14 protein-coding genes are annotated in these 15,608 nt (G+C 68.2%); 11 read left to right on the forward strand and 3 right to left on the reverse strand.

What is annotated here, in order from left to right; all coding sequences use genetic code 11:
• Positions 1-3 precede the first annotated feature (3 nt).
• The 7 genes from BT264_RS11160 (at position 4) to hslU (ending at position 7,275) form a co-directional block, all read left to right on the forward strand.
• Positions 4-729: a DUF484 family protein gene (locus BT264_RS11160; RefSeq protein ID WP_072437587.1), complete on the forward strand. Its 726-nt coding sequence runs from the start codon at positions 4-6 to the stop codon at positions 727-729.
• 11 nt (positions 730-740) lie between these two features.
• A complete protein-coding gene (xerC, locus tag BT264_RS11165; protein ID WP_072437588.1) occupies positions 741-1,661 on the forward strand; it encodes a tyrosine recombinase XerC in 921 nt (306 codons plus the stop codon).
• 76 nt (positions 1,662-1,737) lie between these two features.
• A complete protein-coding gene (locus BT264_RS11170) occupies positions 1,738-2,952 on the forward strand; it encodes a class I SAM-dependent rRNA methyltransferase (protein ID WP_072437589.1) in 1,215 nt (404 codons plus the stop codon).
• A 97-nt stretch (positions 2,953-3,049) separates the two neighbouring features.
• On the forward strand, positions 3,050-4,225 hold the full coding sequence (locus BT264_RS11175; protein WP_175749039.1) for a CobW family GTP-binding protein: 1,176 nt from the start codon (positions 3,050-3,052) through the stop codon (positions 4,223-4,225).
• Between the two features lie 508 nt (positions 4,226-4,733).
• Complete coding sequence (dksA, locus tag BT264_RS11185) at positions 4,734-5,150, forward strand: RNA polymerase-binding protein DksA (RefSeq protein WP_006477498.1); 417 nt, start codon at positions 4,734-4,736, stop codon at positions 5,148-5,150.
• Positions 5,151-5,384: 234 nt separating this feature from the next.
• Positions 5,385-5,921, forward strand: coding sequence for an ATP-dependent protease subunit HslV (gene hslV, locus BT264_RS11190; protein ID WP_006755256.1), 537 nt, complete (start codon positions 5,385-5,387; stop codon positions 5,919-5,921).
• A 10-nt stretch (positions 5,922-5,931) separates the two neighbouring features.
• Positions 5,932-7,275, forward strand: coding sequence for an ATP-dependent protease ATPase subunit HslU (hslU, locus tag BT264_RS11195; protein ID WP_072437590.1), 1,344 nt, complete (start codon positions 5,932-5,934; stop codon positions 7,273-7,275).
• 176 nt (positions 7,276-7,451) lie between these two features.
• Here the strand turns inward: hslU and BT264_RS11200 are convergent, their stop codons facing one another.
• The 3 genes from BT264_RS11200 to BT264_RS11210 all read right to left on the reverse strand — a co-directional run bounded on the left by BT264_RS11200 (position 7,452) and on the right by BT264_RS11210 (position 9,742).
• Positions 7,452-7,994 carry a response regulator transcription factor gene (locus BT264_RS11200; protein WP_011546464.1) on the reverse strand — a complete coding sequence of 181 codons (543 nt, stop codon included), beginning with the start codon at positions 7,992-7,994 and terminating at the stop codon, positions 7,452-7,454.
• Positions 7,995-8,007: 13 nt separating this feature from the next.
• Positions 8,008-9,426 (reverse strand): ATP-binding protein, encoded by a 1,419-nt coding sequence (locus tag BT264_RS11205; protein WP_072437591.1) that lies wholly within the window; start codon positions 9,424-9,426, stop codon positions 8,008-8,010.
• Positions 9,427-9,517: 91 nt separating this feature from the next.
• On the reverse strand, positions 9,518-9,742 hold the full coding sequence (locus tag BT264_RS11210) for a cysteine-rich CWC family protein (RefSeq protein ID WP_072437592.1): 225 nt from the start codon (positions 9,740-9,742) through the stop codon (positions 9,518-9,520).
• A 294-nt stretch (positions 9,743-10,036) separates the two neighbouring features.
• Between BT264_RS11210 and argB the strand changes: the two genes are divergently transcribed.
• The 4 genes from argB (at position 10,037) to BT264_RS11230 (ending at position 15,529) form a co-directional block, all read left to right on the forward strand.
• The gene (gene argB, locus BT264_RS11215) at positions 10,037-10,936 is read left to right on the forward strand and encodes an acetylglutamate kinase (protein ID WP_006754950.1); all 900 of its coding nucleotides are present in this window, start codon (positions 10,037-10,039) and stop codon (positions 10,934-10,936) included.
• The gene (locus tag BT264_RS11220) at positions 10,933-11,724 is read left to right on the forward strand and encodes a pyrimidine 5'-nucleotidase (protein ID WP_072437593.1); all 792 of its coding nucleotides are present in this window, start codon (positions 10,933-10,935) and stop codon (positions 11,722-11,724) included. The genes argB and BT264_RS11220 overlap by 4 nt, the downstream gene beginning before the upstream one ends.
• Positions 11,691-12,356, forward strand: coding sequence for a nucleoid occlusion factor SlmA (gene slmA / locus BT264_RS11225; RefSeq protein WP_072437594.1), 666 nt, complete (start codon positions 11,691-11,693; stop codon positions 12,354-12,356). Before BT264_RS11220 ends, slmA begins: the two co-directional genes overlap by 34 nt.
• Before the next feature lie 281 nt (positions 12,357-12,637).
• A complete protein-coding gene (locus tag BT264_RS11230; protein ID WP_256260615.1) occupies positions 12,638-15,529 on the forward strand; it encodes an autotransporter family protein in 2,892 nt (963 codons plus the stop codon).
• The last annotated feature ends 79 nt before the right edge of the window (positions 15,530-15,608 follow it).

Genomic DNA, 15,608 nt, shown 5'->3' on the forward strand with positions numbered 1-15,608 from the left:
CACATGAACGATCGCGAAGTCGCCGACTACCTGCTCGCCAATCCCGAATTCTTCGCGCAGCACGCCGAACTGCTCGCGACGATCCGTCTCGCGAACCCGCACGGCAAGGCCGCGATCTCGCTGCAGGAGCGGCAGATGGAGATGCTGCGCGACAAGAACAAGCATCTCGAGCGCCGCCTCGCCGAACTCGTGCGCTATGGCCACGAGAACGACAGCCTGTCCGCGAAGTTCAGCCGCTGGACCGCGCGCGTGATCGCGGAACGCGATCCATACGCGCTGCCGCGCACGATCGCCGACGGCATCGCCGACGTGTTCGACGTGCCGCAGACGGCCCTGCGCGTGTGGGACGTCGCCGACACCTACGCGCAGGCCGACTTCGCGCGCCAGGTCGGCGAGGAAGTGCGGCTGTTCACGAACGGCCTGTCGACGCCGTACTGCGGCGCGAACACGGGCTTCGAGGCCGCGCAGTGGCTCGCGCCCGCGGTAGCCGCCTCGGCCGCGAATGCGGCGGAAGGCGCTGAAGCCGCGCCGGCCGGCGACGGCTCGGCCGCATCGGTCGCGCTACTCGCGCTGCGCGCGCCGCTCGCCGGCACCGACGCGCCCGCGTTCGGCCTGCTGGTGCTCGGCTCGCCCGATCCGCGCCGCTTCCACGACGGGATGGCCACCGACTTCCTCGCGCAGATCGCGACGCTCGCGAGCGCGGCGCTCACGCGCCTGCTGCCGCACTGACCGCGCACGCGATGACAGACGATCCGGTCGCCGCCTACCTGTCGAACCTGAAGCACGTCAGGCAGCTGTCGGAACATACGCTGCGCGCGTACACGCACGAACTCGACGAACTGAAGAAGCTCGCGGCCGGCCGACCGCTCGACACGCTGACGGCCGTCGACATGCGCGGCGCGGTCGCGCGCGCGCATGCGGGCGGGCTGTCCGCGCGCTCGATCTCGCACCGCCTTTCGGCATGGCGCGCGTTCTACCGCTGGCTCGCGCAGCGCATCGAGATGCCCGCGAACCCGGTTGCCGCGGTGCGCGCGCCGAAGCGCCCGAAAACGCTGCCGAAGGCGCTGTCGGTCGACGACGCGTCGGCGTTGATGGATGCGCCGCTCGCCGGCACGACCGAGAGCATCCGCGATCACGCGATCCTCGAGCTGTTCTACTCGTCGGGGCTGCGCCTGGCCGAGCTGATCGGGCTCGACGTGATGTACACGCAGGCCGACGGCTACCGCTCGGCCGGCTGGCTCGATCTCGCCGAGGCCGAGGTCACCGTGCGCGGCAAGGGCAACAAGGAGCGCAAGGTGCCGGTCGGCCGCAAGGCGATCGATGCGCTGAACGCGTGGCTCGCGGTGCGCGGCGAATTCGTGAAGCACGACCCGCATCCGCTGTTCGTGTCGGTGCGCGGCAACCGGATGTCGCCCGGCGTCGTGCGCGAGCGCGTGAAGCGCGCGGCGCTCGCCGCGGGCATTCCCGCCAACGTCCATCCGCACGTGCTGCGCCACTCGTTCGCGACGCACGTGCTGCAGTCGAGCGGCGACCTGCGCGCGGTGCAGGAGCTGCTCGGCCACGCGAGCGTCGCCGCGACGCAGGTCTATACGTCGCTCGACTTCCAGCATCTCGCGAAGATTTACGACAGCGCGCATCCGCGCGCGAAGAAGCGCGACTGACGCGCGTCCCGTGTTACCCGCCGCGCGCGGCGACCGGCAACGGTCGGCTTCGGGCGCGGCCCATTTCGATCCCATCATGCAAACCGTCACACTCAAGCCGTCCAAGGAAAAATCGCTGCTGCGTCGCCATCCGTGGATCTACGCCAATGCGATCGACCGCGTCGACGGCAAGCCCGCGCCCGGCGCAACCGTGATCGTGCGCACGCACGACGGCCGCTTCCTCGCGCGCGGCGCGTACAGCCCGCAGTCGCAGATCCGCGTGCGCGTGTGGAGCTTCGACGAGAACGAGCCGATCGACCACGCGTTCTTCAAGCGCCGCGTGCAGCGCGCGGTCGCGCACCGCACGACGATGGTGTCCGGCACGGGTGCGGTGCGGCTCGTGTTCGGCGAGGCCGACGGACTGCCGGGGCTGATCGTCGATTACTACGTCGCGGACACCGCGGAAGCCGGCGCGACGCCGCGCGGCCAGCTCGTCTGCCAGTTCATGGCCGCCGGCGTCGAAGCGTGGAAGGACGCGATCGTCGCGGCGCTCACCGGCGCGACCGGCTGCCCGAACGTGTACGAGCGCTCGGACGTGTCGATCCGCGACAAGGAAGGGCTCGAACAGACGACCGGCGTGCTGGCAGGAGACGCGCCGCCCGCGACGCTGATCGCGAACGAAAACGGCGTGCGCTATCACGTCGACGTGCCGAACGGCCACAAGACGGGCTTCTACGTCGACCAGCGCGACAACCGCGCGCTCGTCGCGCAGTACGCGGCCGGCCGCGACGTGCTGAACTGCTTCTGCTACACGGGCGGCTTCTCGCTCGCGGCGCTCAAGGGCGGCGCGAAACGCGTCGTGTCGATCGACTCGTCGGGCGATGCGCTCGCGCTCGCGCAGCAGAACGTCGTCGCCAACGGCTTCGATGCCGAACGCGCGACCTGGCTCGACGCCGACGCATTCAAGACGCTGCGCCGCCTCGTCGACGAAGGCGAACGTTTCGACCTGATCGTGCTCGATCCGCCGAAGTTCGCGCCGACCCGCGACAGCGTCGATCGCGCGGCGCGCGCGTACAAGGACATCAACCTGAGCGGCTTCAAGCTGCTGCGCCCGGGCGGCCTGCTGTTCACGTACTCGTGCTCGGGCGCGATCGACATGGACCTGTTCCAGAAGATCGTCGCGGGCGCGGCAGCCGACGCGAAGGTCGATGCGCGCATCCTGAAGCGGCTCGGCGCGGGCGTCGATCACCCGCTGCTCGCCGCGTTCCCGGAAGGCGAATATCTGAAGGGCCTGCTGTTGCAAATCGTCTGATCGCCCCGATCTTGGCGGACACCCTGGTCCGCCGGCCCCGCCTGGCGGGCCAGCGCTTTCGCCTGTCGTCCGGACGACGGGCGGGGGCTTGACAGGTATGTTTCAATGGATGGTTGTGCGCCCCGGCTCGCAGCGCGAGGGCGCGACGCACATCCTGGTTTTGACCCCGATTCACGAACCACAGGCGACCGACATGGCCACTCCCGTCACCATCCTTACCGGCTTTCTCGGCAGCGGCAAGACGACGCTGCTCAAGCGCATCCTGAACGAACAGCACGGCATGAAGATCGCCGTGATCGAGAACGAGTTCGGCGAAGAGAACATCGACAACGAAATCCTCGTGCAGGATTCGAACGAGCAGATCATCCAGATGAGCAACGGCTGCATCTGCTGCACGATCCGCGGCGACCTCGCACGCGCGCTCGGCGATCTGGCCGCGAAGAAGCGCGAAGGCAAGCTCGACTTCGACCGCATCGTGATCGAGACGACCGGCCTCGCGAACCCGGGCCCCGTCGCGCAAACCTTCTTCATCGACAGCGAAATCGCCGACGACTTCCTGCTCGACGCGGTCATCACGCTCGTCGACGCGAAACACGCGGACGCACAGCTCGACGAACACGAAGTCGTGCAGCGCCAGGTCGGTTTCGCCGACCGCCTGTTCATCACGAAGTCGGACCTCGTCGACGACCAGACCGTCGCCGATCTCAAGCACCGCCTGATGCACATGAACCCGAGGGCCGCGATCAAGGTCGTGAATTTCGGCGAAGCCGACATCAAGGAAATCTTCGACCTGCGCGGCTTCAACCTGAACGCGAAGCTCGAGATCGACCCCGACTTCCTCGCCGAGGACGATCACGCGCACCACCACCACGATCACGACCATGATCACGATCACGCCGATTGCGACCACGATCACGGTCAATGCGCGCACGATCACGACCACGGCCACCACCATCACCACCACGCGCACCATGACGACAAGATCAAGTCGTTCGTGTACCGCAACGACCGCCCGTTCGACCCGAACAAGCTGGAAGACTTCCTCGGCGGCATCCTGCAGATCTACGGCGAGCGGATGCTGCGCTACAAGGGCGTGCTGTTCATGAAGGGCGTCGACCGCAAGGTCGTGTTCCAGGGCGTGCACCAGATGATGGGCAGCGACCTCGCCGCCAAGTGGCTGCCGGCCGAAAAGAAGACCAACAAGATGGTCTTCATCGGCGTCGACCTGCCGCAGGACCTGATCACCGACGGCCTCGACGCCTGCCTCGCCTGACGTGCGCGGGCGCCGCGTTTGCGGCCCTTTTTGCCCCTTTGCGCCCCGCCCGCGCCGCCGCTTTCGCGGCGGCCCCGGCGGCGGCGTGCGGGCAGGGTTTCGCCGTCATCGCTTTTTCGCGATTTGCGCGTTATATTTTCTAGATATTGGCGCAGCCGACGGGGATCGACCCGATACGGCGCCCGCTTGCGATTCAGTTACAATACGTGCCCGCTGGAGTACGGCAACAAACAGGCCCGGTTCTTGCTGAACCAGTTTTCCGGGCATCGCAACCGCGCCGGATCGCCAATCCGCCACCCGGCCGCGGCCGATGCGATCTGCCGCGCAGCACACCGGTTCGCCGCGCGCGCAAATCCGCGCCAGGCCTATCCTGGTATTTGAGAACCGGTTTTTCCAGAGGCTTTCGGCCCCGCGGCGGCAAATCGCAAATGAATGCAAACGCGGTTGCGGGTAATCCCAAAGTGCAGGCAATATCTCTTGATTTGCCGCACATTGAAGAAGCAAGCAGATGACGAAGAAACTCTTGACCGAAGCCGAAATCCTGAAGATGAGCGACAAGGATTACATGAATGAGGATCAGCTCGCCTTCTTCAAAAATCGGCTCGAACAGTTGCAGGCGGACATCCTCAAGAATGCAGGCCAGACGACCGAGAACCTGCGCGAAACGGTGATCGTCCCCGATCCCGCCGATCGCGCGACGATCGAGGAAGAGCACGCGCTCGAGCTGCGCACGCGCGATCGCGAACGCAAGCTCCTCAAGAAGGTTCAGCAGTCGCTCGCCCGCATCGATTCCGGCGATTACGGCTGGTGCGAGGAAACCGGCGAGCCGATCGGCATTCCGCGCCTGCTCGCGCGTCCGACGGCCACGCTGTCGCTCGAGGCGCAGGAGCGCCGCGAGTTGCGCCAGAAGCTGTTCGGCGACTGATCGAGCGGCGTTCCGCTCCGACACGCTGCTTCCCGAAAGCGCGCGGCCTGCCGCGCGCTTTTTGTTTTTCCGGCACCGGTTCCCCACCGGCCGATTTGCCTCCCGCCTCTTGATATCGCCGCGCCCGCCCTAAAATGAAACGGACGCGCGCCGGGCCGCTCCCCGGCGCACTGCGATTCACGCGGCGGCGCCTCGCGCTGCCCGACTCTTCCCCGTTTTTCTCAAGGAACGCAGATGGAGCAATTTCACGGCACGACCATCGTTTCGGTCCGGCGCGGCGACAAGGTCGCGCTCGGCGGCGACGGCCAGGTAACCCTCGGCAACATCGTCATGAAGGGTGGCGCGCGGAAAGTGCGGCGGATCTACAACAACCAGGTTCTGGTCGGATTCGCGGGCGGCACCGCCGATGCGTTCTCGCTGCTCGACCGCTTCGAGGCGAAGCTCGAGAAGCACCAGGGCAACCTGACCCGTGCGGCCGTCGAGCTCGCGAAGGACTGGCGCACCGACCGGATGCTGCGCCGCCTCGAGGCGATGCTGATCACGGCCGATGCGACCACCACGCTCGTGATCACCGGCAACGGCGACGTGCTCGACCCCGAAGGCGGCATCTGCGCGATCGGCTCGGGCGGCGCGTACGCTCAGGCCGCGGCCCGCGCGCTCGCCGAGAACACCGAGCTGTCGCCGCGCGAGATCGTCGAGAAGTCGCTCGGGATCGCCGGCGACATGTGCATCTACACGAACCACAACCGCATCATCGAAACGATCGAGTAAGGACCGCCCCATGAGCACCATGACCCCTGCCGAGATCGTCTCGGAACTCGACAAGCACATCATCGGCCAGAACAAGGCGAAGAAGGCCGTCGCGGTCGCGCTGCGCAACCGCTGGCGCCGCCAGCAGGTCGCCGATCCGCTGCGCACGGAAATCACGCCGAAGAACATCCTGATGATCGGGCCGACGGGCGTCGGCAAGACCGAAATCGCGCGCCGCCTCGCGAAGCTCGCCGATGCGCCGTTCATCAAGATCGAAGCGACCAAGTTCACCGAAGTCGGCTACGTCGGCCGCGACGTCGACAGCATCGTGCGCGACCTGATCGAGATCTCGGTCAAGCAGACGCGCGAATCCGAGATGCGCAAGGTGCGCAGCAAGGCGACCGACCAGGCGGAAGACCGCATCCTCGACATCCTGCTGCCGCAACCGCGCGCGGTGGGCTTCGGCGGCAATGCCGAGCACGCGAACGACGACAACAACGCGACGCGCCAGACGTTCCGCAAGCGCCTGCGCGAAGGCCAGCTCGACGACAAGGAAGTCGAGCTCGACCTCGAGCAGCCGTCGGTCGGCATGGACATCATGGCGCCGCCCGGGATGGAAGAGATGACCGAGCAGATCCGCTCGATGTTCTCGAACCTCGGCAGCGGCAAGAAGCAGCGCCGCAAGGTGAAGATCAAGGAAGCGCTGAAGCTGCTGACCGACGAGGAAGCGGCGAAGATGCTCAACGACGAGGAAGTGAAGACGAAGGCCGTGCAGAACGTCGAGCAGAACGGCATCGTGTTCCTCGACGAGATCGACAAGATCACGTCGCGCAACAATGAAGGCAGCGGCGGCGAAGTGTCGCGCCAGGGCGTGCAGCGCGACCTGCTGCCGCTCGTCGAAGGCACGACGATCAACACGAAGTACGGGATGGTGAAGACCGATCACATCCTGTTCATCGCGAGCGGCGCGTTCCACCTCGCGAAGCCGAGCGACCTGATTCCGGAACTGCAGGGCCGCTTCCCGATCCGCGTCGAGCTCGAATCGCTGTCGGTGGAAGACTTCGAGGCGATCCTCGATGCAACCGACGCGAGCCTCGTCAAGCAGTACCAGGCGCTGCTCGCGACCGAAGACGTCCAGCTCGAATTCGCCCAGGACGGCATCCGCCGTCTCGCGGAGATCGCGTATGCGGTCAACGAGAAGACCGAGAACATCGGCGCGCGCCGGCTGTACACGGTGATCGAGAAACTGCTCGAGGAAGTGTCGTTCTCGGCCGGCAATCACGCCGGCGAGCGCGTGACGATCGACGCGACGTATGTCGACCGCGCGCTCGGCGAAGTGGCGCAGGACGAGGATCTGTCGCGCTACGTGCTGTAACGCGCGCGGCGGCGAATGCGAAACGGGCGGCCCGGCGGGCCGCCCGTTTTCATTGGTGCGTCCGGCGGACAGCCGGGCACGGCCTGCCCGCATACCGATCGCCCATCGCAACCCGCGACGCCCGTCGTACCGCATCGACACCCGCCGCGACGACCGCGGCGCGCGTCACGCCGGACTTACTGCCGCACCGGCTTCTTCGCGAGCTTGCGCTGCAGCGTGCGGCGGTGCATGTTCAGCGCGCGCGCGGTCGCCGAGATGTTGTTGTTGTTCTCCGCGAGCACGCGCTGGATGTGCTCCCATTCGAGCCGGTCGACCGACAGCACGACCGGATTCTCGAGCGCCTCGTCGGCCTGCACTTCGGTCGCGTTGGTCTGCAGCGCGGCCAGGATCGACTCGACGTTCGCGGGTTTCGCGAGATAGTTGTCGGCGCCTTCCTTCACGGCCTGCACGGCGGTCGCGATGCTCGCGTAGCCGGTCAGCACCAGAATCCGCGCATCGGGCTGCAGGTCGCACAGCGGCGCGATCAGGCTCAGGCCCGAATCCTCGCCGAGATGCAGGTCGACGGTGATGAACTGGAACTTGCCGCCCGCGGCGAGCCTGAGCGCCGTCTCCTTGTCGTGCGCCTGCTGGACCGCGTAACCGCGCCGCTCGAGGCCGCGCGCGAGCGTGCCCGCGAACACCTCGTTGTCGTCGATCACCAGGAAATTGTTCTCGCTCATGTGGTTTCTCCGTCTACGTGTTGGTTGAGGCGGCCGGCGCCGCGACGCGCACGACCGGCAGGCGCAGCACGGCCCGCGTACCGCGCCCGGCGGTTGCGCCGGCCGCGCGGCTGTCCGGCGTGCCTGCCGTTCGTTCGGCCATGCGTTCGCCCGCGCGTTGGCCCGATGCAGCCGCAGCCTGGCCGTTCGCCGCACCGCCGGCCCGCCCGTTGCCGCCCGCCGCGCGCGGCGTGACATCGGACAGTTCGATCGCGCCGCCGAGCCGCACGGCCGCACTGAACGCGAGATACAGGCCGACCCCGTGCCCGCCCTGCGTGCTGTCGACCGGCATCGCGCCGAGCGATTCGCGCAGCGCGGCCGGAATGCCGGGCCCGTCGTCGCATACCTCGAATTCGATCTCGTCGGCCGCGCGGTCGTGCGCGACCTTCGCGGCCAGCGTCACGCGCCGCGGGCTCGCGCGCGCGGCGTTGTCGAGCAGGATCGTCAGGATCTGGCCGGCCGCGACCGTGTCGTCGAGCGCGACGCCCGCCGGACGCGCGCCGAGCAGCTCGAACTGCACGTGCGGATGCCGCAGGCGCCAGTGTTCGACGAACGTGTCGAGCCAGTCGTCCACCGGCTGGCGGCTCGCGGGCGCGCTCGCGCGGCTGCGCAGGCGCGCGAGCGCCGACGTGCAGAGCGTCATCTGTTCCTCGAGCACCTTCAGGTCGGCCTCGTAGCGGGCCAGCCCCGGATCGGCGCGCGCCGCGTCGCGCAATTCCTCGGCGAGCATCGCGATCGTCGACAGCGGCGTGCCCATCTCGTGCGCGACGGTGGCGGCCTGCACGCCGAGCGCGACCGCACGCTCGTCGCGCAGCAGGTGCTGCTGCGCTTCGCCGAGCGCCGCATCGCGCTGGCGCAGCGCATTCGACATGCGCGCGACGAACCACGCGATCAGCCCGACGCTGACCATGAAGTTCGCCCACATCCCGGTGCGGTAGTAGTCGAACAGGTTCGCGGGATTGTCCATGTTGAGCGGCACCGAATCGAAGCCGAGCGCCGCATAGCACGCGACCGCGAACGCCGCGAGCCAGATCATCAGGTGCCACGGCAGCACGGCCGCCGCGATCGCGAGTGACGGCAGGTACAGCGACACGAACGGGTTGGTCGTGCCGCCCGACAGGAACAGCAGCGCGGACAGCGCGCCGAGGTCGACCCACAGCTGGCCGAGCAGCTCGAAATTGGTCTCGGGCCGTGCGCGCAGCACGCGCACCCAGGTCAGCGCGTTGAAAACGATTTCGAGCGCGATGACCATCAGCATCGCAGGCAGCGGCAGATGCACGCCGAAATAGGTCTGCACGACGCCGATCGTCACGAGCTGGCCGACGATCGCGAGATTGCGGAGCCAGAACAGATGACTGAGGTTGACGCGTCCGGTGGTGGTGATTCGTTGCATCCGGGCAGTTTACCCGTTTAGCGGGCGGTGCCTCCAGCGGGGCCGGATCGAAGCGCGGGCACGGAGCGCACCGCGTGCCCGGCCGGCTCCGTCAGCCGGTCGCGCCGGCCATGCGCCGCGCGATCTCGTCGGCCAGGCACTCGGGGCACCGGCAGCGCACGCCGGCCGCGGGCTGCGTGCCGCCGGGCAGCGCCGGCATCGATGCGCACCAGCAGTCGAACGGCTGCGTGAGCGCGCCGCAATCGAAGCCGCGCCCGCAGTGCGGGCAGCGCGCGCGGCGCGGGGCGGAACGGGCGTCGGCGGCGGAATCGGTCATGGCGCAATCGCGGAAACGGGCGTGAAGTCGCCCCAAGCGACAAGCATAGCGCGGCGCACGGATTTTGCGCACCGGCCGCCCGGCCGAGGTTCGTCGCGAGCGCACGCGAACCTGCCCGCCGCCGCCGCCCGCGCACCGTCGCCCGCATCCCACAGCGCCATAGCCGGCGGGCCGCTGCGTGCGGTGTCCGAGCCGCGCCGCCAGCGCTCCGGCCCACCCAAAAACACGATGCTGCGCTGCGCCACTCCTGTACAATTCGCCGTGTTTCAATCGTTCCCAGCCTGAGCCGCCGCCATGTCCGAGCCCATCGACCTCTCGCAGATCGCCCCCACGCTGAAAGCAGAAATCCTCGCCGAGGCGCTGCCGTACATCCGCCGCTACCACGGCAAGACCGTGGTCATCAAATACGGCGGCAACGCGATGACGGAAGAGCGGCTCAAGCAAGGCTTCGCGCGCGACGTGATCCTGCTGAAACTGGTCGGCATCAATCCGGTGATCGTCCACGGCGGCGGTCCGCAGATCGATCAGGCGCTGAAAAAGATCGGCAAGGCCGGCACCTTCATCCAGGGCATGCGCGTCACCGACGAAGAGACGATGGAAGTCGTCGAATGGGTGCTGGGCGGCGAAGTGCAGCAGGACATCGTGACGCTGATCAACCATTTCGGCGGCCACGCGGTGGGCCTGACGGGCAAGGACGGCGGCCTGATCCACGCGCGCAAGCTGCTGATGCCGGACCGCGACAACCCGGGCCAGTACATCGACATCGGCCAGGTCGGCGAAGTCGAGGCGATCAACCCGGCAGTCGTGAAGGCGCTGCAGGACGACGCGTTCATCCCGGTGATCTCGCCGATCGGCTTCGGCGAAGACGGCCTGTCGTACAACATCAACGCAGACCTCGTCGCGGGCAAGCTCGCCACGGTGCTGAACGCCGAGAAGCTGCTGATGATGACCAACATCCCGGGCGTGATGGACAAGGACGGCAACCTGCTGACCGATTTGTCCGCGCGCGAGATCGACGCGCTGTTCGAGGACGGCACGATCTCCGGCGGCATGCTGCCGAAGATCTCGTCGGCGCTCGACGCCGCGAAGAGCGGCGTGAAGTCGGTGCACATCGTCGACGGCCGGATCGAGCACTCGGTGCTGCTGGAAATCCTGACCGAGCAGCCGTTCGGCACGATGATCCGCTCGCATTGAGCACGCGCCGCAAGACCGCCAGCCCCGACCTGCCGGCCCCGCTGCGGCGCCGGCGCATCTCGCGCAGCCGGCCGCGCGCCGGCGCGCCCGTCTGGCTGTTCGATCTCGACAACACGCTGCACCACGCATCGCACGCGATCTTTCCCGAGATCAACCGTGCGATGACGCAATACATCATCGATGCGCTCAAGGTCGAGCGCGCCGAAGCCGACCGCTTGCGCACCGGCTATACGCAGCGCTACGGCGCCGCGCTCCTCGGCCTCACGCGCCATCACCCGATCGATCCGCACGACTTCCTGCGCGCGGTTCACACGTTTTCCGATCTCCCCGCGATGGTGCGCGCCGAGCGCGGCCTCGCACACATCATCGCCGCGCTGCCGGGCCGCAAGTTCGTGCTGACCAACGCGCCGGAGAACTACGCGCGCGCGGTGCTGCGCGAACTGCGCATCGAACGGCTGTTCGAGCGCGTGATCGCGATCGAGCACATGCGCGACCGCCGCACGTGGCGCGCGAAGCCCGACCACACGATGCTGCGCCGGACGCTGCGCGCCTCGCGTGCGCGCTTTTCGGATGCGATCCTCGTCGAGGATACGCGCGACCACCTGAAGCGCTACAAGCGCCTCGGCATCGGCACGGTCTGGATTACCGGCCATCTTCCCGGCCACCTGCCGGGTACCGGCCGCCCGCATTACGTCGACCAGCGGATTCGTTCGTTAAAATCGCTGCGACTGGGCACACGATCGGGGCGACAGAAATGCAGCCGACTTACCCGCAGGACCAAGCCGTAACGGAAGGCCAGGCCACACCCTCCCGCCCGCGCCCGAAGCCGGGCGAGCGCCGCGTGATGATCCTGCAGACGCTCGCGGCGATGCTCGAGGCGCCGAAGCGCGAGAAGATCACGACGGCCGCGCTCGCGGCCCGGCTCGACGTGTCGGAAGCCGCGCTGTACCGCCATTTCCCGAGCAAGGCGAAGATGTACGAAGGGCTGATCGAGTTCATCGAGCAGTCGCTGTTCGGCCTCGTCAACCAGATCGTCGCGAAGGAGCCGAACGGCGTGCTGCAGGCGCGCACGATCGCGCTGACGATGCTCAATTTCGCCGCGAAGAACCCGGGGATGACGCGCGTGCTGACGGGCGAGGCGCTGGTCGGCGAGGACGAGCGGCTCACCGAGCGCGTGAACCAGTTGCTCGACCGCATCGAAGCGACCGTCAAGCAATGCCTGCGGGTTGCGCGCACGGAGGCGAATGCGCCGCAGGACGGTGCAACGCCGTTCGTGCTGCCGGCCGATTACGATCCGGCTGCACGGGCGAGCCTGCTCGTCAGCTACGTGATCGGCAGGTGGCATCGCTTTGCGAAAGGCGGGTTCCAGAAATCGCCCGGCGAGCAGGCCGACGCGCATTTGCGGCTGATCCTGCAGTAGCGCCGCGCCGGCCCCTGTCCGGCAACGCACACCGGTTTCGCGCATTCGACGACGGACGGTGCGGCCGCTCCGCCGCGTCGGCTCGCACCTTCCCGCCTGCTTCTGCCGGCGGCGAATGCCCCCGCGAATTCGAACTCGTCCAATTTCACCCCATCACCTTTCGGGTTACGTTTATCTAATTGCAGATAAATTCAGGTGAAATGGTGAATCGCAGATTCCGACATTCCCGGCTGAGGGCAGCCCGACGCCTCGCCCATTCGGCATTGCTTGCGGGGGCGGCAGTGCCATGGCCGTCGGCCGCGCAGGTGACCAACGGCGGGACGCAACAGGCGGACGGTGTCGTGCTTGAAATCGCGCCGGGAGATTATTCGACGACGCAACCGGGCAAGGCCGTGCTTTCCGCCGTCAATGGCGGCGCGCTGGTGACGACCGGCAAGACGCGCGTGTTCTCCACCGCCTATTTCGCGGCGGGCGCGGCCGCGCAAGGCGCCGGCTCGAGCGCCAGGCTGAGCGATACGGAAATCCGCACCCGCGGCGGCTCCAGTGCCGGCATCGACATCCGATACGGCGGCAGCGCGAGCGCGGAACGCATCTCGATCGATACCGACGGCGATTATTCGCACGGCGCGTCCGTCTACAGCGCCGGCAGCCGGCTCCGCATCGCCGACAGCGTCATCGTCACGCGGGGCAAGGAGGCGTATGGCATCCTGGCGAACTACGTGCCGGGCGGCGTCATCGACGTCGCCAACACGCTGATTCGCACCAGCGGCCTGTTTGCCCATGGCGTGGCCATCAGCTACGACGGCGTCCGTGCGACGCTGAATCGCACGGGTATCCGGACCGATGGCGACTACGCGTCGGCGCTGTACCTGCCCGGCGCGTCGGCTGTCGCCTTCAGCGACAGCCATCTGGAAACCGGTGGCGATTACGCGCTCGGCGTGGACACCCGCGAAGGGCACGTCGAGCTCGCGCGTACGCAAATCGTCACGCACGGCCGCAGCGCACACGGGCTGTACGCATCGATGGAATATACCCACACGCCGACCATCGACGCGATCGATACGCAGGTGACAACCACCGGCGCCCGTTCGGTCGGCGCACTGGCCCGGCTCGGCGGCCGGGTCACGATGACACACGGCGGCATCGTGACGACCGGCGAGCGCGCGCGCGGTGCGATGTCCGCCGGCACGGGGTCGGTTGCGTCGCTCGTCGACGCAACCGTCGAGACGCGCGGCAACGAGGCCGCAGCCCTCCATGCAAGCGCCGGCGGCAGCATCGACCTGCTGCGCACCGATGCCCGCGCAACCGGCAACGCCGCGCCTGCCGCGAGCGTCCACGGCGGCAGGCTGACGGCCGACGGTGGCTCGCTCTTCAGCGAGCGGCATGCGGCCTTCGACGCGTCTGACGCCGACGTCACGCTGCAGAACAGCGCCCGCGCCGCCAGCGGCACCGGCACGCTGCTGTCGGTCCGGGCCCAGTCGGGCGCGCCCGTGCGCCTGACGCTCGACACCGGCGCGCAAGCGGCGGGCGACATCGTGAATCAGCCGGCCGACGACGGCAGCCCGACTTCCGCCGTGACCGACGTCGCACTGTCCGGCGCGTCGACATGGCGCGGCGCAACGGACGCTGTCCGCACGCTGTCGCTCGATACCGACAGCCGCTGGATCGTCACCTCCGATTCGTCGGTCGGATCCGTCGCGCTGAACGACTCGACGATCGCATTCGCAGCGCCGGACGCCGGCACGCCGCCCGCGCCGCGCACGCTCGTCGTCAACGGCGACTATGCGGCCCGCAACGGCAAGCTGGTCATCCATACCGCGCTGCGCGACGACGCGTCGCCCACCGACCGGCTCGTGATCGACGGCGGCCACGCGTCGGGCGACACCGGCATCGTCGTTAAGCGCACGAGCGGCGAAGGCGCGCAGACGACGGTCGGCATCCCGATCGTCGAAACCCGCAACGGCGGCACCACCGATGCCGCGGCCTTCTCGCTCGACGCGGCATCGGACGGCTACCGGCAGGGCTTCGGCACACTGTCCGCGGGCGGCTACGACTACATGCTCAAGCGCGGCGGGAACGGCGGTCGGCCGGACGACTGGCATCTGGTCTCCGCCGCGAAAACCGAACCGCCTGCGCCCCCCGGCCTCGTCGACCCCGATCCGCCGGTCCAGCCGGAAATCGAGCCGCCGCCGCAGCGCGCCGCCGCACCGGAGCCCGACGCGTATCTGGCGAACGCCGACGCGGCAGCCACGATGGCGATCCATACATTGCACCAGCGCGAAGACCGCTCGCTGCGAGCGACGGAGACGGAGGCGGCACCGCACGCGCTCGACGGCGCCGCCTGGCTGCGCGCCGAGGGGCAGTTCATGTCGATGTCGGGCGGTGCGCGCAGCGTATCGGGCAACGGTCGCCTGATTCATGCGGGCGCCGACCTGTTCCGCTTCGACGACGGCCGCGGCGGCAGCGTTCGCATCGGCGCGATGGGCCTGTACGGCAGCCAGACGAACTGGTCGACGCGGCCGCTGTGGAACCCGATCGAACAGCGCATGACGAACGCCACCGCGCGCGGCAGCGTATCAGGCTACAACGCGGGGCTGTACGGCACCTGGTACGGCAACCGCGACATTCTGTCGGGCCCGTACGTCGATGCGTGGGTCATGTATGGCGCGTATGCGAACCATGTCGGCGGCAGCCTCGCCGGCGATTCCTATCGCTCGCGCACCGTCACGGGTTCGCTCGAGGCCGGCCATTCGTTCCTGTTCCACCGCAGCGGCGACACGCGTTTCTTCGTCGAACCCGAAGCGCAGCTCGTCGTGACGGACTACCGCGCGGCCGCGCACGCCGCGCCGGGCGGCCATCTCGACACGCAGCGCTCGACCGACGTGCTGACCCGCGTCGGCGTGCGCGTGCACGGCGTGACGGCAATGTCGTCCGGCCGCGAGCTTCGACCGTTCATCGAAGCGAACTGGTGGCACGGCCCGGGGTCGCGCTCGCTGACGCTCGACGGCAACGCGTTCTCGTTCAGCGTCCCGCGCGATCGCGTGGCACTCCGGATCGGCGCCACCGGCCAGATCGCCAGGCGATTCGCCATCTCGGCCAGCATCGGCGTGGAAGGCAACCTGTCCGACTACTCGGTGGTCAAGGGGCAACTCGCGGCGAAATACCGCTGGTGACGCAACCGCCGGCAGCGGGCCGCGGAAATTCGCGTGATCCGGATTTCCGCTATACTTTGCCGACTTGCCGCCTCCTCGG

The sequence above is a fragment of the Burkholderia sp. NFPP32 genome, assembly GCF_900119325.1.
Lineage (GTDB): Bacteria > Pseudomonadota > Gammaproteobacteria > Burkholderiales > Burkholderiaceae > Burkholderia > Burkholderia pyrrocinia_C.